Annotated in this window: 23 protein-coding genes; 17 read left to right on the top strand and 6 right to left on the bottom strand. The window is 68.9% G+C overall.

Annotation, left to right across the window (positions count from 1 at the left end):
- Positions 1 to 25: 25 nt before the first annotated feature.
- From BLS81_RS12535 to cobS, 5 genes are read right to left on the bottom strand one after another with little or no spacing between them, the layout of a single operon-like run.
- Positions 26 to 298, bottom strand: coding sequence for a ribbon-helix-helix domain-containing protein (locus BLS81_RS12535; RefSeq protein ID WP_093224343.1), 273 nt, complete (start codon positions 296 to 298; stop codon positions 26 to 28).
- Positions 299 to 302: 4 nt separating this feature from the next.
- Positions 303 to 2,135: a cobaltochelatase subunit CobT gene (cobT, locus tag BLS81_RS12540; RefSeq protein ID WP_093224344.1), complete on the bottom strand. Its 1,833-nt coding sequence runs from the start codon at positions 2,133 to 2,135 to the stop codon at positions 303 to 305.
- Complete coding sequence (locus BLS81_RS12545; protein ID WP_093224346.1) at positions 2,135 to 2,476, bottom strand: HepT-like ribonuclease domain-containing protein; 342 nt, start codon at positions 2,474 to 2,476, stop codon at positions 2,135 to 2,137. The genes cobT and BLS81_RS12545 overlap by 1 nt, the downstream gene beginning before the upstream one ends.
- Positions 2,466 to 2,762 carry a nucleotidyltransferase family protein gene (locus BLS81_RS12550; RefSeq protein ID WP_093224347.1) on the bottom strand — a complete coding sequence of 99 codons (297 nt, stop codon included), beginning with the start codon at positions 2,760 to 2,762 and terminating at the stop codon, positions 2,466 to 2,468. Before BLS81_RS12550 ends, BLS81_RS12545 begins: the two co-directional genes overlap by 11 nt.
- A 38-nt stretch (positions 2,763 to 2,800) precedes the next feature.
- Positions 2,801 to 3,805, bottom strand: coding sequence for a cobaltochelatase subunit CobS (gene cobS / locus BLS81_RS12555; protein ID WP_093224349.1), 1,005 nt, complete (start codon positions 3,803 to 3,805; stop codon positions 2,801 to 2,803).
- A 257-nt stretch (positions 3,806 to 4,062) separates the two neighbouring features.
- On the opposite strand from cobS, the gene BLS81_RS12560 reads away from it, so the two are divergent.
- Genes BLS81_RS12560 through BLS81_RS12575 form a run of 4 tightly spaced genes read left to right on the top strand, consistent with a single transcriptional unit; the run spans position 4,063 to position 6,158 of the window.
- On the top strand, positions 4,063 to 4,428 hold the full coding sequence (locus BLS81_RS12560; protein WP_093224350.1) for a DUF1428 domain-containing protein: 366 nt from the start codon (positions 4,063 to 4,065) through the stop codon (positions 4,426 to 4,428).
- 22 nt (positions 4,429 to 4,450) lie between these two features.
- Positions 4,451 to 5,230 (top strand): VOC family protein, encoded by a 780-nt coding sequence (locus tag BLS81_RS12565; RefSeq protein WP_093224352.1) that lies wholly within the window; start codon positions 4,451 to 4,453, stop codon positions 5,228 to 5,230.
- Positions 5,227 to 5,715, top strand: coding sequence for a VOC family protein (locus tag BLS81_RS12570; protein WP_093224353.1), 489 nt, complete (start codon positions 5,227 to 5,229; stop codon positions 5,713 to 5,715). Before BLS81_RS12565 ends, BLS81_RS12570 begins: the two co-directional genes overlap by 4 nt.
- Positions 5,712 to 6,158 carry an SRPBCC family protein gene (locus BLS81_RS12575; protein ID WP_093224355.1) on the top strand — a complete coding sequence of 149 codons (447 nt, stop codon included), beginning with the start codon at positions 5,712 to 5,714 and terminating at the stop codon, positions 6,156 to 6,158. The genes BLS81_RS12570 and BLS81_RS12575 overlap by 4 nt, the downstream gene beginning before the upstream one ends.
- Before the next feature lie 38 nt (positions 6,159 to 6,196).
- Here BLS81_RS12575 and BLS81_RS12580 read toward each other — a convergent pair whose 3' ends face one another.
- A complete protein-coding gene (locus BLS81_RS12580) occupies positions 6,197 to 6,811 on the bottom strand; it encodes a J domain-containing protein (RefSeq protein ID WP_093224356.1) in 615 nt (204 codons plus the stop codon).
- A 40-nt stretch (positions 6,812 to 6,851) separates the two neighbouring features.
- On the opposite strand from BLS81_RS12580, the gene BLS81_RS12585 reads away from it, so the two are divergent.
- From BLS81_RS12585 to BLS81_RS12645, 13 genes are all read left to right on the top strand, one after another.
- A complete protein-coding gene (locus tag BLS81_RS12585; RefSeq protein ID WP_093224358.1) occupies positions 6,852 to 7,136 on the top strand; it encodes a BolA family protein in 285 nt (94 codons plus the stop codon).
- Between the two features lies 1 nt (position 7,137).
- Entirely contained in the window at positions 7,138 to 7,848 is a 711-nt protein-coding gene (locus BLS81_RS12590) for a glutathione S-transferase (RefSeq protein WP_093224359.1), read from the top strand.
- Positions 7,845 to 8,288 (top strand): NUDIX hydrolase, encoded by a 444-nt coding sequence (locus tag BLS81_RS12595; RefSeq protein WP_093224361.1) that lies wholly within the window; start codon positions 7,845 to 7,847, stop codon positions 8,286 to 8,288. The genes BLS81_RS12590 and BLS81_RS12595 overlap by 4 nt, the downstream gene beginning before the upstream one ends.
- A complete protein-coding gene (locus BLS81_RS12600) occupies positions 8,285 to 9,184 on the top strand; it encodes a pirin family protein (RefSeq protein ID WP_093224362.1) in 900 nt (299 codons plus the stop codon). The genes BLS81_RS12595 and BLS81_RS12600 overlap by 4 nt, the downstream gene beginning before the upstream one ends.
- Positions 9,181 to 10,014, top strand: a complete 834-nt coding sequence (locus BLS81_RS12605; protein ID WP_176787157.1) for an alpha/beta fold hydrolase — start codon at positions 9,181 to 9,183, stop codon at positions 10,012 to 10,014. Before BLS81_RS12600 ends, BLS81_RS12605 begins: the two co-directional genes overlap by 4 nt.
- 134 nt (positions 10,015 to 10,148) lie before the next feature.
- Entirely contained in the window at positions 10,149 to 11,795 is a 1,647-nt protein-coding gene (locus tag BLS81_RS12610) for a GGDEF domain-containing protein (RefSeq protein ID WP_256326224.1), read from the top strand.
- Positions 11,796 to 11,850: 55 nt separating this feature from the next.
- On the top strand, positions 11,851 to 12,054 hold the full coding sequence (locus tag BLS81_RS12615; RefSeq protein ID WP_093224367.1) for a hypothetical protein: 204 nt from the start codon (positions 11,851 to 11,853) through the stop codon (positions 12,052 to 12,054).
- Between the two features lie 169 nt (positions 12,055 to 12,223).
- A complete protein-coding gene (locus tag BLS81_RS12620) occupies positions 12,224 to 13,360 on the top strand; it encodes a bile acid:sodium symporter family protein (protein WP_093224368.1) in 1,137 nt (378 codons plus the stop codon).
- The gene (locus BLS81_RS12625) at positions 13,357 to 14,691 is read left to right on the top strand and encodes an AtzE family amidohydrolase (protein ID WP_093224370.1); all 1,335 of its coding nucleotides are present in this window, start codon (positions 13,357 to 13,359) and stop codon (positions 14,689 to 14,691) included. The genes BLS81_RS12620 and BLS81_RS12625 overlap by 4 nt, the downstream gene beginning before the upstream one ends.
- Positions 14,688 to 16,034, top strand: a complete 1,347-nt coding sequence (locus BLS81_RS12630) for an NCS2 family permease (RefSeq protein ID WP_093224371.1) — start codon at positions 14,688 to 14,690, stop codon at positions 16,032 to 16,034. The genes BLS81_RS12625 and BLS81_RS12630 overlap by 4 nt, the downstream gene beginning before the upstream one ends.
- Positions 16,031 to 17,614: a gamma-glutamyltransferase family protein gene (locus tag BLS81_RS12635; RefSeq protein WP_093224373.1), complete on the top strand. Its 1,584-nt coding sequence runs from the start codon at positions 16,031 to 16,033 to the stop codon at positions 17,612 to 17,614. Before BLS81_RS12630 ends, BLS81_RS12635 begins: the two co-directional genes overlap by 4 nt.
- The gene (locus BLS81_RS12640; RefSeq protein WP_093224374.1) at positions 17,608 to 19,023 is read left to right on the top strand and encodes a Zn-dependent hydrolase; all 1,416 of its coding nucleotides are present in this window, start codon (positions 17,608 to 17,610) and stop codon (positions 19,021 to 19,023) included. Before BLS81_RS12635 ends, BLS81_RS12640 begins: the two co-directional genes overlap by 7 nt.
- A 50-nt stretch (positions 19,024 to 19,073) precedes the next feature.
- The gene (locus BLS81_RS12645) at positions 19,074 to 20,255 is read left to right on the top strand and encodes a pyridoxal-phosphate-dependent aminotransferase family protein (protein WP_093224680.1); all 1,182 of its coding nucleotides are present in this window, start codon (positions 19,074 to 19,076) and stop codon (positions 20,253 to 20,255) included.
- Positions 20,256 to 20,351 lie beyond the last annotated feature (96 nt).

A 20,351-nucleotide genomic window follows, 5' to 3' on the forward strand; every position in this document is an offset into this window, starting at 1 on the left:
TTGCGAGTCAGTCGCACTGTCAACGTTATTGAGAGTTGTTCTCACTTTCAGTGAGCGATTCCGTGAACAGCCAGCTTCGGATCGCGCTGGCGAGATTGGGCGGGTCGGTGGCGGCGATGCGCACCGCGTCGATCTCCGCGATCAACGCGCTGAGCGGCAGCGCATGCGCGCGCGCGGCCTGTTCCAGCGCGCGCCAGAAGATTGGTTCGAGGCTGATCGAGGTCGGATGCCCGGCGATCGTCACCGACCGCTTGACCGGGCCGGCAAACCCGCCGGGCGGCATCGCGATCCCGCTCAAGCGATCAGGGCGTGTCGAACAGCGCCGCGAGCTGCTCGATGATCGCGCCGCCAAGCTGTTCGGCATCCATGATCGTGACCGCGCGCGCATAATAGCGCGTCACGTCATGGCCGATGCCGATCGCGACGAGTTCGACCGGCGAGCGATTCTCGATCCAGCCGATCACCTGGCGCAGATGGCGTTCGAGATAGCTGCCCGAATTGACGCTGAGCGTCGAATCATCGACCGGCGCGCCGTCGGAGATCACCATCAGAACCTTGCGCTCCTCGGCCCTCGCGATCAGCCGCTGGTGCGCCCACAGCAGCGCCTCGCCGTCGATATTCTCCTTGAGCAGCCCTTCGCGCATCATCAGCCCGAGGTTGGTCTTGGCGCGCCGCCACGGCTCGTCGGCCTGTTTGTAAACGATGTGGCGGATGTCGTTGAGGCGGCCGGGCTGGGCGGGGCGGCCCGCGGCGAGCCACGCCTCGCGGCTCTGCCCGCCCTTCCAGGCGCGGGTGGTGAAGCCGAGGATCTCGGTCTTGACCCCGCACCGCTCGAGCGTGCGGGCGAGGATGTCCGCGCTGATCGCCGCGATCGAGATCGGCCGCCCACGCATCGAGCCCGAATTGTCGATCAGCAGGGTGACGACGGTATCCCGAAACTCGGTCTCGCGCTCGACCTTGTAGCTGAGCGACAGCATCGGATTGACGACGATCCGCGCCAGTCGCGCCGCATCGAGAATGCCTTCCTCCTGATCGAAGTCCCAGCTTCGGCTCTGCTGCGCCATCAGCCGGCGTTGCAGCCGGTTGGCGAGCTTGGTGACGGCGCCCTGCAAATGGACGAGCTGCTGGTCGAGATAGGCGCGCAACCGCACCAGTTCGTCGGCGTCGCACAGATCGGTGGCGGCGACGACTTCATCGAAGCGCGTCGTCCACGCCTTGTACTCGAACTGCGGCGGGAAATCGGAGGTCGGGCGGTTGGGCCGGACCGGCAGCATGCCCTCCTCGCCGTCGTCCCCCGGCTCGCCGTCGCCGTCCTCGAACGGATCGTCGCTGCGCTCTTCGCCCTCGCCGTCCTGCTGTTCGCTTTCGCTCTCGGAGCCGCGCGCCTCGATCTCGCCCTGGCCCTGCTCGGTATCGCCGTCGCCCTCGTCGGCGTCGTCGGTCTGCTCCTGCTGGTCGGCGCCTTCGTCCTCTTCGCCGCCCTCGTCGGTTTCTTCGGGGATCAACTCACCTTCGATGAGATCGAGGTCTTCGAGCAAGCGCGTCGTCAGCGTCGCGAAGGCGCGCTGATCGTCGATCGCGAGCGCGAGCGAATCGAGATCGGCACCCGCCTTCTGTTCGATCCAGTCGCGCACCAGCGCCATCGCGGGCGCGGCGGCGGCGGGCGGTAGCGCACCGGTGAGTCGCTCGCGCACCACGAGGCCGAGCGCGGTCGACAGCGGCACCTCGTCGCGGTTGCGCGCGCGTGTGATCGGGTCGGAACGCAGCCGCGCGTCGAGCGCGGTCGCGAGATTGTCGGTGATGCCGGCATAGCCGCGCGCGCCCAGCGCCTCGACCCGAGCATCCTCCACCGCGTCGAACACCGCACGCGCGACCGCCTCCGCCGGCGCCTGCCGCGCATGGAGTTTGACGTCGTGGTGGCGCAGCCGGAGCGCGAACCCGTCGGCGAATCCGCGCGCCTCGGCGACCTGATCGGCCGGCAGCGTGCGGGCGGGCATCGGCACCTTGACGTGTTTGCCCGACTGGCTCGGCGCATCGGAGGTGAAGCCGAGTTCGATCTCGGGTTCACGCGCCAGCGCGCGCGCGGCGCCGCCGAGCACGGTCTTGAAACGTTCGAGCGGGGTTTCGGTGGTCATCAGTCCTGCAAAGCCTGCGTAATCGCCGCCTGAAGCGCAGGCAACTCGTCGTGAACCGTAACGAAGACCTGCTTCGGGTCGATCCGGTGATATTCGTGCCGAAGCATGTTGCCCAAACCTCTAACCTTTTCGAACGGCACGCCGGGCGCGATCCTCGCCATATCCTCGGCGCCGATCTGGATGACGGCCTCGGTGATCCGCTGTAAGCAGCGCTCAATCGCGTCACTGGTGCGGCGGTCGCTCTCGAACTGCGATAGGGTCATGCCGCCGGCATACTCCTGGATCGCGGTGATATTTTCCGCGATGTCGCGAAGTCTCAACTGGGTTCGCTCAGAAAACACGCACGCGGTCCCGGTCGATCTGAGCCTGCAGGCGGGGCTTGCGCGATGGCTCCGTTACGAGGTCCACCGTCTTGCCGAGCATTCGCGCGAGTTGCTGCTCCATATCCACGAACTCGAAAAGTCCGATTGGACGGTCAGGATCAAGTGACGCGGCGAGATCCACATCGGAATCCGGCTTTTCATCGCCACGTGCCGTAGAGCCGAAGATCGACAGCGCACGAATTCCGAGTTGCCGAATATCACTCTCGCGGCGCTTGAGAAGGGCAAGGGCTTCGGCTCGGGTCATGTCTCACATCGTACCGCAATCGGTATCGGGGCGAAACCTCAACCCTTCGCGACCACGCTCTCGGGCAAATCCTTGCCGAACACGCGCTGGTAATATTCCGCCACCAGTGGCCGTTCCGCCTCGTCGCACTTGTTCAGGAACGAAAGCCGGAACGCGAAGCCGATGTCGCCGAAGATAAGCGCGTTCTGCGCCCAGGTGATGACGGTGCGCGGACTCATCACCGTCGAAATGTCGCCGTTCATGAAGCCGCGCCGGGTGAGATCGGCGACCTTGACCATCTGATCGACGGTCTGCTTGCCCTCCGGCTTGTCATACTCGCCCGATTTGGCGAGCACGATCCGCGCCTCGACCGCGGCGGGCAGATAGTTGAGCGTGACGACGATGTTCCAGCGGTCCATCTGGCCCTGGTTGATCTGCTGGGTGCCGTGATACAGCCCGCTGGTATCGCCGAGGCCGATCGTATTGGCGGTGGCGAACAGGCGGAACCACGGGCTCGGGCGGATGACGCGGTTCTGGTCGAGCAGGGTCAGCTTGCCCTCGGTCTCGAGCACGCGCTGGATGACGAACATCACGTCGGGGCGGCCGGCGTCATATTCGTCGAACACCAACGCGGTCGGCGTCTGGAGCGCCCAGGGCAGCAGCCCCTCGCGGAATTCGGTGACCTGCTGGCCGTCCTTGAGCACGATCGCGTCGCGCCCGACCAGATCGATACGGCTGATATGCGCGTCGAGGTTGATGCGGATGCACGGCCAATTGAGCCGCGCCGCGACCTGCTCGATATGGCTCGACTTGCCGGTGCCGTGGTAGCCCTGCACCATCACGCGGCGGTTGTATGCGAAGCCCGCGCAGATCGCGATCGTGGTGTCCTTGTCGAACACATAGGCCGGGTCGAGATCGGGCACGCGCTCGTCCGCCTCGCTGAACGCGGGGACTTCCATGTCCGAATCGATCCCGAACAGATCGCGGACCTTCACCATGCGATCGGGCGCGTCGAGGATCGTGGTCTCGCGGCTGTCGGGCTGGGCGTTGGGGATATCGGTCATGGGCGTGCGTACCGTCTTATGGGCTGTCGAGAAGCCCCGATAACGCATGACGCGAACGAACGGCACTTCGTGCGACGCTCAGTGCGAATGAACGCGGGGCACGTCAAGCGCCATCGACCCTTACGGGCGCAAACGCGTGCCATCCCGCGCGCTGATCCGGCGCTCGGCTTCGCGTCGCGCGACGTGTATATCGGGCGGCACGTGGCCGCACGAGTCGCGTGTCGCTTTGAACGGGTTCGATTCCGGGAGAGAGCATCATGGCCTATATCGACGGATATGTCTGTCCGGTGCCGGCGGCGAACAAGCAAGCCTATCGCGACATGGCCGCGAGGGTGGCGCCGCTGTTCCACGATCACGGTGCGCTCCGCATCGTCGAGACCTGGGGCGTCGATGTCCCGCACGGCACCCACACCGATTTCTACAAGGCGGTGAAGGCCGAGGATGGCGAGGCGATCGTGTTCTCCTGGGTGGTGTGGCCGTCGAAGGCGGCGCGCGACGCCGGCTGGGCGGCGATGCTCGAGGACGATCGCATGAAATCGCCCGAACCGCCGATCTTCGACGGCAAGCGCATGTTCTGGGGCGGGTTCGAGCCGCTGTTCGAGAGCGGCGACGCAGGAGCTTGATGGAGCGAACGGGAGAGAGACGATGCCGACGCCTTACGGAATGCCGATCTGGTACGAACTCATCACCGGCGATGCCGCTGTCGCCAAGGCCTTCTACAGCGGGATCGTCGGCTGGACGACCAGCGAATTCACGTCGACCGGAAGCACGATGCCCTATACGATCTGGAACGCGGACGGCGTCGGCGTGGGCGGCCTCGTCGAAATGGCCGACGCGCCCGGCGGCCCCACGTGGCTCGCCTATTTCCATGTCGCCGATGTCGATGCCAAGGTCGCCGCGAACACGGCGGCGGGCGGCAAGACGCATATGGGGCCGCTCGATCTGCCCGATGTCGGCCGCATCGCGCTGATCGCCGATCCGCAAGGCGCGCCTTTGTATCTGATGACGCCCGCTCCGACGATGGGCGATCAGGACAGCACATCGTTCTCGTCGACGCTGCCGATGCGCTGCGCGTGGAACGAACTGACCACGCTCGACACGTCCACGGCGCTGCCCTTCTATGGCGATCTGCTCGGGATGGCCTCCACCGAGGCGATGTCGATGGGGCCGCTCGGCGACTATCGCTTCCTTGATGTGGGCGAGACGCGCATCGGCGCGATGATGAACCGTGCGGCGCCCGACCAGCCGGTCGGGTGGAGCTTCTACTTCCGCGTACCCGACGTCGATGCAGCGGCGGAGCAGGTGCGGGCGGCGGGCGGCACCGTGCTGATGGCGCCGATGGACGTGCCCGGCGGCGAGCGCATCGTGGTCGTGCGCGATCCGACCGGCGCGTCGATCGGTTTCGTCTCGGGGGAACGGCAGTGAGCAAGATCAAGACCTGCCTGTGGTTCGACGGCAACGCCGAGGAGGCCGCGACCTTCTACACGAGCGTCTTTCCCGATTCAGGCGTGACCGCCATCCACCGCGCGCCGGCGGACTATCCGGCGGGCAAGGCGGGCGATGTGCTGACGGTCGAGTTCACGGTCTGCGGGCAGCCGTTCGTCGGGCTCAACGCGGGCGGCGGCAATCCCTTCACCAACGCGGTGTCGTTCCAGATCTTCACCGACGATCAGGCCGAGACCGATCGCTACTGGGACGCGATCGTGTCGAACGGAGGCAGCGAAAGCGCGTGCAGTTGGTGCCGTGACCGCTACGGACTCGCCTGGCAGATCGTGCCGCGCGTGCTGACGGCGGCGCTCGCCAATCCCGATCCGGCGGCGGCGAAGCGCGCGATGGAGGCGATGATGACGATGCGCAAGATCGATATCGCCGCGATCGAGGCGGCGGTCGCCGGGGAGGCGGTGGCATGAGCGAGGGCAATGCCCTGTCGGTCACCCGGCTGATCGACGCGCCAGTCGCGCGGGTGTGGAGCATCGCCACCGAACGGCTCGCCGAATGGTGGTGCCCGAGGCCCTGGACGACCGAGATCGTCGAGCTGGACTGGCGCGCCGGTGGCCGTTCGGCGATGGTGATGCACGGCCCGAACGGCGAGCGCCACGCGCAGGAGGGCGTGTTCCTGGAGGTGGTGCCGGGCGAACGCTTCGTCTTCACCGATGCCTATGCCGCCGGCTGGGTGCCGCAGGCGCCGTTCATGACCGGCATCTTCGAATTTGCCGACGAAGGCGGCAAGACCCGCTACACCGCCACCGCGCGCCACTGGACCGCCGAGGCCAAGGCGCGGCACGAGGCGATGGGCTTTGAACAAGGCTGGGGCGCGGTGGCGGATCAGCTCGCGGCGCTGGCGGAGGGCTGATCCAAGCCGTCGCCCCGGCGCAGGCCGGGGCGACGGCTTCAGGCAAACGCCGCTGCGCTTTTGAGCTGGGTATAGGCGGCGATCACGTCCTGCAGCTTTGTCTCGAAGCTGCGGTCGCCGCCGTTGCGATCGGGGTGATAGCGCCGCACCAGTTCGGCATAGCGCTGGCGCAAGCCGCGCCGGTCGACGTCGGTCGGCAGGTCGAGCACCTTCAGCGCGCGCCGGTCCCCGTCCGACAGCGGGCGGCCGTCCTTGCGCGCCGCCGCCGCCGCCGTCGCGCCGCGGAAGCGCGCGCCGATCGCGTCGAGCGGGTCGGCGAAATCGGCCCATCGCGGCGGGCGGTCTGCGCCGCCATTGCCGGTGAACGCGCGCGTCTCGCGCTCCCAGCCCGAGAACGGGCGTTGGGCGTCGTGGATTTCGTCAGCGCTCATACCCGCGAAGAAATTGTAGCGGGCGTTGAACGCGCGGACATGATCGAGGCAGAACCAGCGGTACGGGCGCGGTCCCTCGAAATCGTTGCTCGGGCCGTCCGCCGGCGCGCGGAACTCTCCGGGCAGGTCGCAGCCGGGTTCGTCGCACACCCGGCCGCTTCCCTCGACGCGGCCGTGGAAGCGGACATTGGGACGATCTTTCTTTTCGGTCTGGCGTGCCACGCCGGCTCCCTGAATTGGCGAAACGGCGTATATAGGGTCGATGAACACGCTCGCCACCACTCCCGTCGCGGATCAGATCGCCGCCCGTCTCACCGCCGCGCTCGCGCCGTCGCATCTCGAGGTCATCAACGACAGCCACCACCACGCCGGGCATATGGGGGACGACCGTTCGGGCGAATCGCATTTCACCGTGATCGTCGAGAGCGCGGCCTTTACCGGCGTCTCGCGCGTTCAACGCCAGCGGCTCGTCAACACCGCGCTCGCCGATCTGCTCGCCGCGCGGATTCATGCGCTCGCGATCCGGGCGCGCGCCCCGGGAGAGTGAGATGACCTATCGGCTGTGGTACTGGCCTGGCATACAGGGGCGCGGCGAGTTCGTGCGGCTCGCATTGGAAGCGGGCGGCATCGCGTATGAGGATTGCGCGCGCGAGCAGGGCGCCGAGGCGCTGATCGCGGACCTCGACGGCCGGGCCGGCGGGCGCGGCGCCTTCGCGCCGCCCTATCTGGAAACTCCTGACGGCATCGTTTCGCACGTCGCCAACATCCTCGCCTATCTCGGCCAGGCGCACGGCATCGCGCCGCTGGCGCTGGCGGACCGGCAGTGGCTGAACGGCATCCAGCTCACCATCGCCGATCTCGTCGCGGAGGTGCATAACGTCCACCATCCGGTCGCGATGATGGATTATTACGAGGATCAGAAGCCCGAGGCGGCGCGCGCCGCCGCCCAGTTCCGTGGCGGACGCATGCCCAAGTTCCTCGGCTATTTCGAAGCCGCGCTCGGCGCCAATCCGGGCGACTGGCTGATGGGGGAGACGTGGAGCCACGGCGACACCTCGCTGTTCCAGATCGTCGCCGGGCTGCGCTACATGTTGCCGCAGCGGATGGCGGCGATCGAAGGCGATTACCCGAAGCTGATCGCGCTGCACGACCGCGTCGCCGGGCTGGACGGCATCAAGGCGTATCTGGCCAGCAAGCGCCGGATCGCGTTCAACACGCAAGGCATCTTCCGCCACTATCCCGAACTGGACGCAGCATGACGGCACGCGTGCCGCGCCCGGCCGCGCGCATCCTGCTGCTCGATGGTGCGGGGCGTATCCTGCTGTTCCGCTTCGATCCCGCCGACCGGCCGCCGTTCTGGTGCACCCCGGGCGGCGCGGTCGACCCCGGCGAGAGCTATGAAGCTGCGGCGCGGCGCGAATTGTTCGAGGAAACCGGCATCGTCGCCGATCCCGGCGAGGAGGTGGCGCGCCGCGTCGTCGAGTTCGTCACGCTGGAAGGCGTTCCCGTCATCGCCGACGAACGCTATTTCCGTATCGACGCCGGCGCGGTCGAGGTCGACACCAGCGGCCACACCCCGCTCGAACAGCGCGTGATGCGCGAATGGCGCTGGTTCGCGCGCGAGGACATCGCCACCTTCCACGAGCCGATCTTCCCCGAGGATCTGCTCGACATGATCGCGACGCGAGAGGCCCTATGACCGACGATCTCATCATCCAGACGCTGCTGCCGACGACGCACGATCTCGGCGGCTTCAAGGTCCACCGTACCTTGCCCGCCAAGCCGCGCACGATGGTCGGGCCGTTCATCTTCTTCGATCAGATGGGGCCGGCGCATCTGCCGGCGGGGCAGGGCATCGACGTGCGGCCGCACCCGCACATCAACCTCGCCACCGTCACCTATCTGTTCGCCGGCGCGATCGAGCATCGCGATTCGATCGGCAGCGACGCGCGGATCGAGCCGGGCGCGGTCAACCTGATGACGGCGGGCCACGGCATCGTCCATTCCGAGCGCTCGCCCGCCGACGAGCGCGCGGGCGGCCCCGACCTGTCGGGCATCCAGACCTGGCTCGCCCTGCCCGAGAAGGACGAGGAGATGGACCCCGCGTTCGAGCATGTGCCCGAGGCCACGCTGCCGGTGTTCGAGGACGGTGGGGCGCGGGCGCGGATCATCATGGGCGATCTGTGGGGGGCGAGCGCGCCGACCACGACCTATGCGCAGACGATCTATGCCGACATCGCGCTGGGCGCGGGCGGCAGCATCCCGATCGACGCGTCGGCCGACGAACGCGCGCTGTACGTGGCGCTCGGCGAGGCGACGCTCGACGGGATGACGCTCGAACCGATGACGCTCTACGTGCTGCGCCCCGGCACGACGCCGACCTTGCGCTCGGAACGCGGGGGGCGCGTGATGCTGGCGGGCGGCGAAGCCTTCGCCACGCCGCGCCATGTGTTCTGGAACTTCGTCTCGTCGCGCCGCGAGCGCATCAACGATGCCAAGCGCGCGTGGAAGGCGCAGCAATTCCCCAAGGTGCCGGGCGACGACAAGGAGTGGATCCCGCTTCCCGAGGTGCCGCTCACGGTCAGCTACCCGTGATCCGCGCATCCCTCGCCACCGGTGTCGAGCTCGATGTCGCGGTGGCGGGGGATCCCGCGCATCCCGCCATCATCCTGCTCCACGGCTTTCCCGAATCGCACCGCACCTGGCGGCACCAGATCCCCGAACTCGCGCGTGACCATTTCGTGATCGCGCCGGACCAGCGCGGCTATGCGCGCTCGTCCAAACCGGCGGAGGTGGCGGACTATGCGCCGGACAAGATCATGGCCGACGTGTTCGCGCTGGCCGATCATTTCGGGCGCGAACGCTTCACGCTGATCGGCCACGATTGGGGCGGCGCGATCGCCTGGGGCGCGGCGATGACGCGGCCCGACCGCGTCGGGCGGCTGGTGATCCTCAACGCGCCGCACCCCTATCGCTTCCAGCAGACCCTGCGCGACGACGCCGCGCAGCGGCGTGCGAGCGGCTATATCGGCTTCATTCGCGGCACCCGGATCGACCGGTCGCGGCTGCTCGCGGCGACGTTCGGCAACCGCGCCGTGCAGCGGCTGGCGGCGCTGGCGGTGGGGCGCGATCGCGCCGCGCATCTCGAGGAATGGAGCCAGCCGGGCGCGATGACGGCGATGCTCAACTGGTATCGCGCCGCGCCGCGCGCAGGCATGGCGCTGTCGCCCGCGCCGGTCGTGACCCAGCCGACATTGGTGATCTGGGGGATGCGCGACCGGTATCTGCTGCCGGCGCAGATCGAAGGGCTGGACGCGCTCGTCACCGATCTGACGCTGGTCAAACTCGATGCCGGCCACTTCACCCCCTGGGCTGCGGCGGCGCCGGTCAACGCCGCGCTGCGCGACTGGTTGGGGACGACGTAAGCGCGACAAAACGTAGCCGACCCGTTCCGGTTCCCTCACGCGCAAAAATTTACCGATTATTGTCCATAATCGGCTAATGCGGTTGCGCAATGCGGTCGCGCTCGCCCCTTCGCTGTCTTGCCTGGCTCCTCGCGATGCTGGTGTCGCTGTGCGCGGGCGCGGCGAACGCGCAGGTCGGGCCGGTCGGCATCCCGATCCGGACCTGCGTGCTGCGCGACGCGCCGGGGCTGAGCGCGGCGAAACTGTTCCACGCGGCCGGACGGTTCGATTGCGCGACGCCGCAAGCGCGATTCGGCGGCGGCGACTTCTGGCTGCTCAGCCAGCCGCTCGACCTGCCCGCCGCCGAAAGCCGGCTCGCGGTACGCTCGTCGAGCGTGTGGCAGCGCGCGATGACCATTTACGCGCTGTATGCCGATGGCACGATCGTCTCGATCCGCAGCGACGATGTCGCGGTCTCGCGCCACCTAAGGCTCGGCGCGATCTTCCAGCGCTGGTTGCCGCGTCGGTCGGCGCCGCTGGTGCGCCTGCTCTGGCACGTCGAAGGCGCTGCCAACCTGCGCGGCATCCTGCTCGCGCCGACGCTCGCGACGGGCGGGGAGGTGACGCGATCCGATACCCATCTCGCCGCGCTATATGCCGGGGTCGGCGGGGCGTGCGCGGCGTTGCTGCTGTTCAATCTCGGGCTGGCCTATGCGCTGCGCCACCGCTTCATGCCGTTCTACTGCCTGATGATGGTCGCGCTGCTCGCCTATGATCTGAGTTCGTCGGGCACGCTCGCGTGGCTGCTGCCCGATATCGCCAACACGGCGCGGATGCGGATCAACTATGTGCTGCTCGCGCTGGTGGCGGTGTCCGCGCTCGCGTTTCTGCGCAACTTCTTCGAACAGCGGGTGATGACGCTTTGGCTCAGGCGGGTCTGCGTCGCGGCCGCGGTGTCGGTCGGCGTCCCGGCGATCGCGATCGCGCTGTTCGCGCCGATCGGGTTGCGCCTGTTCGACACGATCTATGGGATCGGCTTCCTGTTCCTGCTCGGCTCGATCGTGCCGATCCTCGTCAACGCCTGGCGTCGGAACAGCGCCTTCCTGCCGTTCTTCACGATCGCCTGGTCGCTGCCGATCGCGTTCGCGGCGGTGCGCACGGCGTCGGGCCTGTTCGGCTGGCCATATCATTTCTGGATCGACAACAGTTCCGTCATCTCGATGACGGTGGAAGCGCTGCTGTCGAGCCTCGCGATTGGCCACCGCGTGCTGCTCCTCACCCGCGAGCGCGACGAGGCGCGCGAGCAGGAGATCGCCGCGCGGCTGCTCGCTGATACCGACTCGCTCACCGGCCTGCTCAACCGCCGCGCCTTCCTGCGGGGCGCGGTGGGGCACGAGGGCGATTTCACCTTGCTGCTCGTCGATCTCGACCATTTCAAGCACGTCAATGAGACGATCGGCCACGACGGCGGCGACGAGGTGCTGCGCATCTTCGCGCGCACCTTGCGTCAGGCGCTGCCCGCCGGCGCCCTGGCCGCGCGGCTCGGCGGCGAGGAATTCGCGGTGGTGATCGCAGACCCGGATGAGGCGCTCGCCGAGGACATTCTCGACCGGCTGCGGCATGCCCGCATGCCCTTCGACATCACGGTGACGGCGAGCATCGGCCAGTGCCGCGGCCCGCTGGCGCGCGAGGCGGACTGGAAGGCGCTGTACCGCTGCGCCGACACCGCGCTGTTCGAGGCGAAGAAGGCTGGCCGCGACCGGGTGCGGGGCGCCCCCGCGCTCCGCCGCTTCGCGGCCTGAGCCATGCTTGTCGCCCGGCGGCGTTTACGGTAAACGCGCCGCAGGAGATGAGGCCATGCGCAATCGACGGATCGCTGTTTTCGTTGCCCTGGCGCTGGTGGCGGTCGCGGTCGCGGTCGCGCGGCATCCGTCGGCCGATCTTCGCGTTCTGCTCCACGATCCCGCAGACCTCGCGCCGCACCGCATTCAGGCTGCGGTCGATCTGGGTGTGATGGCGGTGTCGGTGCTGATTACCTGGACGTCGCATCGCTTCGCCTAGCGTCCTGCCGTTCCTTCCGGGCGTGCCGACGCGTGTAGCGAACGTGACGCTCAGTGCGAACGGGTTTGAAGAGGCGCCTGGATGTCGGAGCGGGCTGCACGCTTTTTTGCAACGATCCGTGTCCGTCATTGTGTTGGATCGGTAGGGCGGGAGCGGGCATAGCGCGATGATGGGGCGCGCGTTCAAGCTGTTAGTGTCGATCGATCGGTTTCTGCTGCTGCTGATCGCGGTGGTGGTGGCGGCGTCGCTGGTGCCGGTGCGCGGCGCGGCGGCGGGCTGGGTCGATCTCGCCGCCGATCTCGCCATCGCATTGCTGTTCTTCCTGCATGGTGCCAAGCTGTCGCGCGCGGCGATCGTGCAGGGGATCGGCAATCTCAAGCTGCACGCACTGGTGCTCGCTTCGACCTACCTGCTGTTCCCGCTGCTCGGACTGGCGCTGGTCGCGCTGTTGCACGGCTGGGGCAATCCGCTGCTGCTGTCGGGGCTGCTGTTCCTGACGTTGCTGCCCTCCACCGTCCAATCCTCGATCGCGTTCACCGCGATCGCGCGCGGCAATGTCGCCGCCGCCGTGTGCAGCGCGTCGCTGTCCAATCTGCTCGGCATCTTCTTGACCCCGCTGCTGGTCGCGCTGTTCATGCAGGTCGATGGCAAGGGTGCGGTGTCGTCGTGGCATTCGATCTGGACGATCGCGGTGCAATTGCTGCTGCCGTTCGTCGCCGGGCATCTGCTGCGCCCGGTGATCGGCGGCTTCGTCGATCGCAACAAGAAGGTGCTCCAGCCGGTCGACCGAGGATCGATCCTGCTCGTCGTCTATTCGGCGTTCAGCGCGGCGGTGGTGAACGGCATCTGGACTCAGGTGAACGTCGCCGATCTCGCCGGGCTGCTGGGTTTGAGCGCGGTGCTGCTCGCGGCGGTGATGGCGGTGAACGTACTGATGGCGCGGCTCGCCGGTCTGTCGCGCGAGGATTTCATCGTGCTGCTGTTCTGCGGATCGAAGAAGAGCCTCGCCTCGGGCGTGCCGATGGCGGGCGCGCTGTTCGCGCCGGCGCATGTCGGGCTGATCGTGCTGCCGCTGATGATCTTCCACCAGTTGCAATTGTTCGTCTGCGCGGCATTGGCCGGGCGGTTCCGCAGCGCGGCCGAGGCGCGCGAGGCTGCGGTGGCGATCCCCCGCAGCGAGGCCGAGATCGCGGCGGCGGCGCAGGCGGCCGGGCTGGCGATCCCCGACGCGTGCCTGCCCGGCGTGACCGCCAACCTTGCCTTGCTCGATCGGCATGCCGCGACGCTGCGCGGCGCCCAGCCATGAGGCAGGCGATCGACATCGCCGCCGATGTCCGCGCCGGGCGTGTCACCGCCGCCGCGATCGTCGAGGCGTGTCTTGCCGCGCTTGGCCGCGACGACCTCGTCGCCGTCACGCGCGTCCTCGCCGATCGCGCGCGCGCCGAGGCGGCTGCGGTCGACGCGCAGATCGCGGCCGGACGCGATCCGGGGCCGCTCGCCGGCGTGCCCTATGGCGTCAAGGATCTGTTCGACGTCGCCGGCCTGCCGACCACCGCCGGCTCGACGCTCTACGCCGATGCCGCACCGGCGCGCGCCGATGCCGAGGCGATCAGGCGCCTGCGTGAAGCCGGCGCGGTGCTGGTCGCCACGCTCAACATGGACGAATTCGCTTATGGCTTCGCGACGATCAACGCGGCCTATGGCACCACACGCAACCCGCACGATCCCGCCCGGCTGGCAGGCGGCTCGTCGGGCGGATCGGCGGCGGTGGTCGCGGCCGGGCTGCTGCCGTTCGCACTCGGCTCGGACACCAACGGCTCGATCCGCGTCCCCGCCAGCCTGACCGGCGTGTACGGCATCAAGGCCACGCACGACGCCTTGCCGATGGCGGGGGTGTTCCCGTTCGCGGAGAGTTTCGACGATATAGGGCCGTTCACAGTCTCGGTCGCCGATATGCGCGTGGTGTGGGACGTGCTGAGCGGCACCCCCGCCGACGCGACCGAGGCGCCCTTGCGCGTCGCATTGCTCGGCGGGCGTTTCCGCGACAATGCCGATCCCGACCAGATCGCAGCGATGGCCGCGATCGCGCCCGACGCGCCGGTCATCGAACTTCCCGACATCGCCCGCGCGCGCTCGGCGGCGTTCGTCATCACCGCGTTCGAGGGTGGAAAGCTCCACCGCGCCGCGCTCGCCGAACAGGCGATGGCGTTCGACCCGCAAGTCCGCGATCGGCTCATCGCCGGCGCGCTCCTGCCACAGGCGCTGTACGACCAAGCGCAGGCGTTCCGCGCCGCCTTCAAGCAGCGCATCGCCGATCTGATCGCGCCGTATGACGTGCTGCTCGCGCCCGCCACGCCGTGCGTCGCGCCGCCGATCGCCGATCCGCGCATCCTGATCGACGGCGCGCTCAGCCCGGCGCGCGCCGATCTCGGCATTCACAGCCAGCCGATCAGCTTCCTTGGCCTCCCGTCGCTGGCGGTGCCGCTGCTGCGGCCGGGACGGTTGCCGCTCGGGTTGCAGGTGATAGGTCGCGCCGGCAGCGAGCGGACGCTGTTCCGCTTCGCCGCGCGGCTGGAGGCGCAAGGGGGGGGCGGCGTGTCGGCGCCGACGGGGGTGTTGCAGGGGGAATTGGCATGAGCGAACCACAGGCGGCGGCGCCAGCATCGGCGGGGCCGCTCGAGCGCTATTTCGCGCTTGCGCAGCGCGGCACGACGGTGCGGACGGAGGTGCTGGCCGGCTTCACCACCTTCCTGACGATGGCCTATATCGTGCTGGTCAACCCGGCGATTCTCGGTCTTGCGGGCATGCCGGTCGCCTCGGTCGCGGCGGCGACGTGTTTCGCCGCCGCCTTCGCCTCGATCCTGATGGGACTGGTCGCCAACACCCCGCTCGGGCTCGCGCCGGGCATGGGGCTCAACGCCTATTTCAGCTTCACCGTCGTCCAGCAGATGCACGTGCCCTGGCCGGTCGCGCTCGGCTGCGTGTTCATTTCGGGCGTGTGCTTCCTGATCCTGACGCTGACCGGCGTGCGCCAGTTGATCGTCGCGGTGATCCCGACCTATCTGTTCGCCGCCGTCGCGGGTGGCATCGGTCTGTTCATCGGCTTCATCGGGCTGAAGGACGCCGGCATCGTCGTCGCCAATCCGGCGACCTTCGTCGCGCTCGGCAACCTGCGCGAGCCGGCTGCGGCGGTGGCGCTGTTCGGGCTGCTGCTGATCGGCGCGCTCAGCGTATGGGGGGTGCGCGGCGCGATGCTGATCGGCATCGTCGGCACGACGATCCTCGGCTGGCTGGCCGGGCTGGTCGCGTTCAAGCCCGATCCGTACAGCCTGTCGGCGCTGACCGGCACCGCGTTCAAGCTCGATCTGCCCGGCGTTTTCAAGCTCTCGGGCGGGGTGTTCGAGATCGTGTTCGTGTTCCTGTTCGTCGATCTGTTCGACAATATCGGCACGCTCGTCGCCGTCACCAAGCGCGCCGGGCTGATGGATGCCGCCGGGCGCATCCCCGGCCTCAACCGCATCCTCATCGCCGACGCGACTGCGACGATCGTCGGATCGATGGCGGGAACCAGCACCGTCACCTCCTATGTCGAGAGCGCGGCGGGGGTGCAGGCGGGCGGGCGCACCGGCTTGACGGCGGTCGTTACCGGGCTGTTGTTCTTCGCGACGATGTTCGTCGCGCCCTACGCGCAGATCGTGCCGCTCGCGGCGACCGCGCCCGCGCTCATCATCGTCGGCGGGCTGATGCTGCTGCCGCTGACCGAGGTCGAGTGGGAAGACCCGCTCTCGGCGATCCCGGCGTTCCTGACCGTGGCGATGATCCCGCTCACCTTCTCGATCGCCAACGGGCTTGCCTTCGGGATCACCGCGCACGCCGCGCTGAAGCTGCTGCGCGGCACGATCCGGCGGAGCGACTGGTTCCTGTTCGTGCTCGCCGCGCTGTTCGTGGTGCGGTTCGTGTGGATGAGCGCGGGGGCATGAGCCTCACGACCGTCACCGGCACGCGCGGCATCGTCACCGCGCCACACCATCTCGCCGCCGAGGCGGGGGTGGCGGTGCTGCGCGACGGCGGCAGCGCGGTCGAGGCGTGCGTCGCGGTCGCGGCCTGCCTGGCGGTGGTCTATCCGCACATGACCGGACTCGGCGGTGACGGCTTCTGGCTGATCGCCGAACCGGGTGGCTGCGTCCATACGGTGCATGGCTGCGGCGCGGCGGCGGCGCGCGCCGATCTGTCGCTCTATGCCGGACTGGCGGCGGTGCCGACGCGTGGGGCCCTCGCGGCGAACACCGTGGCGGGCACGGTCTCGGGCTGGGCAGCGGCGCTGGCGGCGAGCGGCGGCACGCTGCCGCTCGCGCGGCTGCTGCGCGACGCGATCGGCCATGCCGAGGCGGGCGTCGCGGTGACGGCGGGCGGTGCCGCCATTGCCGCCGCCAAGGGTGCCGAACTGCGCGCCCAGCCCGGCGCCTATGCCAGCGTGTTCGAGCCCGCGGGGCGCCCGCTCGCCCAAGGCGATATCTTCACCCAGCCGCTGCTCGCCGAGACACTGCGCACGCTGGCGGCGGATGGCCTCGACGACTTCTACCATGGCGCGCTTGCCGAGCGGATCGCCGACGATCTCGCCGCGCTCGGCAGCCCGGTGTCGCGCGCCGATCTGGCGGCGCACCGTGCGACGGCCCCCGCGCCGCTGTCGGTGAAGATCGCCGGCGCGACGCTCTACAACACCGCGCCGCCGACGCAGGGGATCGCCTCGCTGCTGATCCTCGCGCTGTTCGACCGGCTGGAGGCGACCGAGGCCGACGGGTTCGACCATGTTCACGCGCTGGTCGAGGCGACCAAGCGGGCGTTCCGATGGCGCGACCAGCATTGCGGCGATCCCGACTGGATGCAGGGCGAGCCGCAGGCGCTGCTGGACGACGCCGACGCGCTCGACGCGCTGGCCGCCGATATCGACCCCGCGCATGCGCTGTCATGGCCGCAGCCGCCGCAGTGGGGCGATACCTGCTGGTTCGGCGCCGCCGATGCCGAGGGGCGCGTGGTGAGTTGCATCCAATCGACCTATTTCGAGTTCGGATCGGGGCTGGTGCTGCCGCAGACCGGCATCACCTGGCAGAATCGCGGCAGTTCGTTCCGGCTTGCCGAGGGTGGCTGGAACGCATTGAAGCCCGGCCGCAAGCCGTTCCACACGCTCAACCCGGCACTCGCGCGCTTCGACGATGGCCGGGTGATGGCCTATGGCACCATGGGCGGCGAGGGCCAGCCGCAGACCCAGGCCGCGCTGTTCACGCGCTATGCACGCTACGGTGTGGATGTGCAGGCCGCGATCCGCGCCCCGCGCTGGCTGCTCGGGCGCACCTGGGGCGAGCAATCGACCACGCTCAAGCTGGAAGACGGTTTCGACGACACGCTCTACGCGGCGCTCGCGGCGGCGGGGCACGATGTCGAGCGCGTCGGCGCGCTGACCGCGATGATGGGCCATGCCGGCGCGATCGTCCGCCACGGCGACGGCGCGCTCGAGGGTGCGACCGATCCGCGCAGCGACGGCGGGGTGGTGGCATGGTAGGCGGCGCACGCGCAGTGGCGCGCTGCGATGCGCTGGGGATCGCACCGTATAGCGACATGCCGGACGGGCTGTATCGCGGCTATCTGACCCCCGCTTACGCCGCCGCGCAGGACGCACTCGCCGGCTGGATGGCGGACGCTGGCATGACGGTGCTCCGCGACCCCGCCGCCAATCTGATCGGCCACTATGCGGGCACCGACGTGCAGGCGCCGGCGTTGCTGATCGGTAGCCATCTCGACAGCGTGCGCGATGGCGGGCGCTACGACGGGCCGCTCGGCATCCTGCTGGGGATCGAGGCGGTCGCGGCGCTGCACGCCGCCGGGCGACGCATGCGCTTCCCGATCGAGGTGATCGCGTTCGGCGACGAGGAAGGCTCGCGCTTCCCCGCCGCGATGCTGACCAGCCGCGCGGTGGCGGGGACGCTGGATATGGCCGCGCTGGAGGTGGCGGATGCGGATGGCGTGACGCTGGCGGAGGCGCTTGCCGCACTTCCCCCGCTTTCCCCGTTCGTGCTGAGCGAAGTCGAAGCACAGATCCCAGGCGCAGCGCTCGCGGCCCGTGCTTCGACTTCGCTCAGCACGAACGGGGAAGAGGACGCCCATGCCGCAAACCGTCACCCCAGCGCAAGCTGGGGTCTCCCGGGGGAGGGCGCGTCCGCGCCGCAAAAGACCCCAGCTTGCGCTGGGGTGACGGCGTTCGGAGAGGCACGCATCCCGGAAGCGCTCGCCTATCTCGAAGCCCATATCGAGCAAGGCCCGGTCCTCGAAGCCGAGGGACTCGCCATCGGCACCGTCACCGGCATTGCCGCGCAGCTTCGCTTTCAGGCGAGCGTGATCGGCGTCGCCGGCCACGCCGGCACGGCGTCGATGCCGCTGCGCCGCGACGCGCTCGCCGGTGCGGCCGAAATGATGCTCGCGATCGAGCGCATCGCCCGCGCCGACGCCTCCGATCTCGTCGCGACCGTGGGCAGGATCGAGGCGCTGCCCGGCGCCGCCAACGTGATCCCGGGCACGGTGCGCTTCACGATCGATATCCGCTCAGGCGATCCCGCGCGGCGGGACCGCGCCGCCGAAGCGATTCTGGATGCGATCGCCGCCATCGCGGATGCACGCGGCCTCGACTTCGACGTCGATCATATCCACGATCTCCCCGCCAGTCCGTGCGATCCCGCGTTGATGGACCTGCTCGATGCGGCCACCGCCGCTGCCGGCCAGCCGATGCGCCGGCTCGTCTCGGGTGCGGGGCATGACGCGATGGTGATGGCGGCGCTGTGCCCGACCGCGATGCTGTTCGTCCGTTGCAGGGGCGGCATCAGCCACAACCCCGCCGAGCATGTCGACCCCGCCGACGCCGAGATCGCGTTGCGGGTGATGCTCGGCTTCATCGAACGCCTCGGAGATGCCGCGTGACCCTCGACCCCCTCCTGTTCGGCGAGATCGACCCGCCGCAGCGGCTGCTGATGGGGCCTGGCCCGGTCAACGCGCATCCGCGCGTGCTGCGCGCGATGTCGGCGGATCTGCTCGGCCAGTTCGATCCCGAGATGACCGGCTATATGAACCAGGTGATGGCGCTCTATCGCCCGATCTTCGGGACGCAGAACCGCTGGACGATGCTGATCGACGGCACCGCGCGCGCGGGGATCGAGGCGGCGCTGGTCAGCCTCGTCACGCCGGGCGACACCGTACTGGTGGTCGATTTCGGCCGGTTCGGGCTGCTGCTCCAGGAGATCCTCGGCCGCATCGGCGCGCGCATCGAAACGGTCGATGCACCCTGGGGCAAGACCGTTCTGCTCGACGTCATCGCCGCCGCGATCGAGCGTACCGGCCCGAAAGTCGTTGCCACCATCCATGGCGACACCTCGACGACGATGGCGCAGCCGCTCGACGGACTCGGGGATCTCTGCCACGCGGCGGGGGCGTTGCTCTATGTCGATGCCACCGCGACACTTGGCGGGATGGACATTGCGGCGGATCGCTGGGGCGCGGACATCGTTACCGGCGGTTTGCAGAAATGCCTCGGCGGCCCGTCCGGCTCGGCGCCGATCACGATCTCCGATGCCGCCGCCGAGCATATCTTCGCGCGCCGCCATACCGAGGCGGGCATCCGCGCGGCGGATATGGTGGATGGCAACGGTCCGCGCATCGGCTCGAACTATTTCGATCTCGCGATGATTATGGATTACTGGTCCGAAAAGCGGCTCAACCACCACACCGAGGCGACCTCGATGCTCTACGCCGCGCGCGAATGCGCGCGCGTAGCGCTCGGCGAGGGGTTGGAGGCGCGCTATGCCCGCCACGCCGCTGCGGGCCGGGCGGTGACGGCGGGGCTGCGCGCGATGGGGCTCACCGTGTTCGGCGACGACCGCTTCCGCATGACCAACGTGACGGGCGTCTACATCCCCGAGAGCGTTGACGGCGAACGCGTCCGCGCGGCGATGCGCGACCATTTCGAGATCGAGATCGGCACCGCCTTCGGCCCGCTAGCCGGCCGAATCTGGCGGATCGGTGCGATGGGCTACAATGCGATGAAGCATAAGGTGCTGATTACGCTGGGCGCGCTAGAGGCGTGCCTGCGCGCGGAGGGGTTCGTGCTGCCGGCGGGGGCGGCGGTGACGGCAGCGCTTGAGGCTTGGGAGGCGTGAGGGTGCTACGTCCGTTCGTCCCGAGCGAAGTCGAGGGACATACGCCACATCGGGGCCTCGACTGCGCTCGGCCCGAACGGATGCGGGCGGGCGGGG

The sequence above is a fragment of the Sphingomonas sp. NFR15 genome, from assembly GCF_900103265.1.
In the GTDB taxonomy this organism is placed as follows: Bacteria; Pseudomonadota; Alphaproteobacteria; order Sphingomonadales; family Sphingomonadaceae; genus Sphingomonas; species Sphingomonas pollutisoli.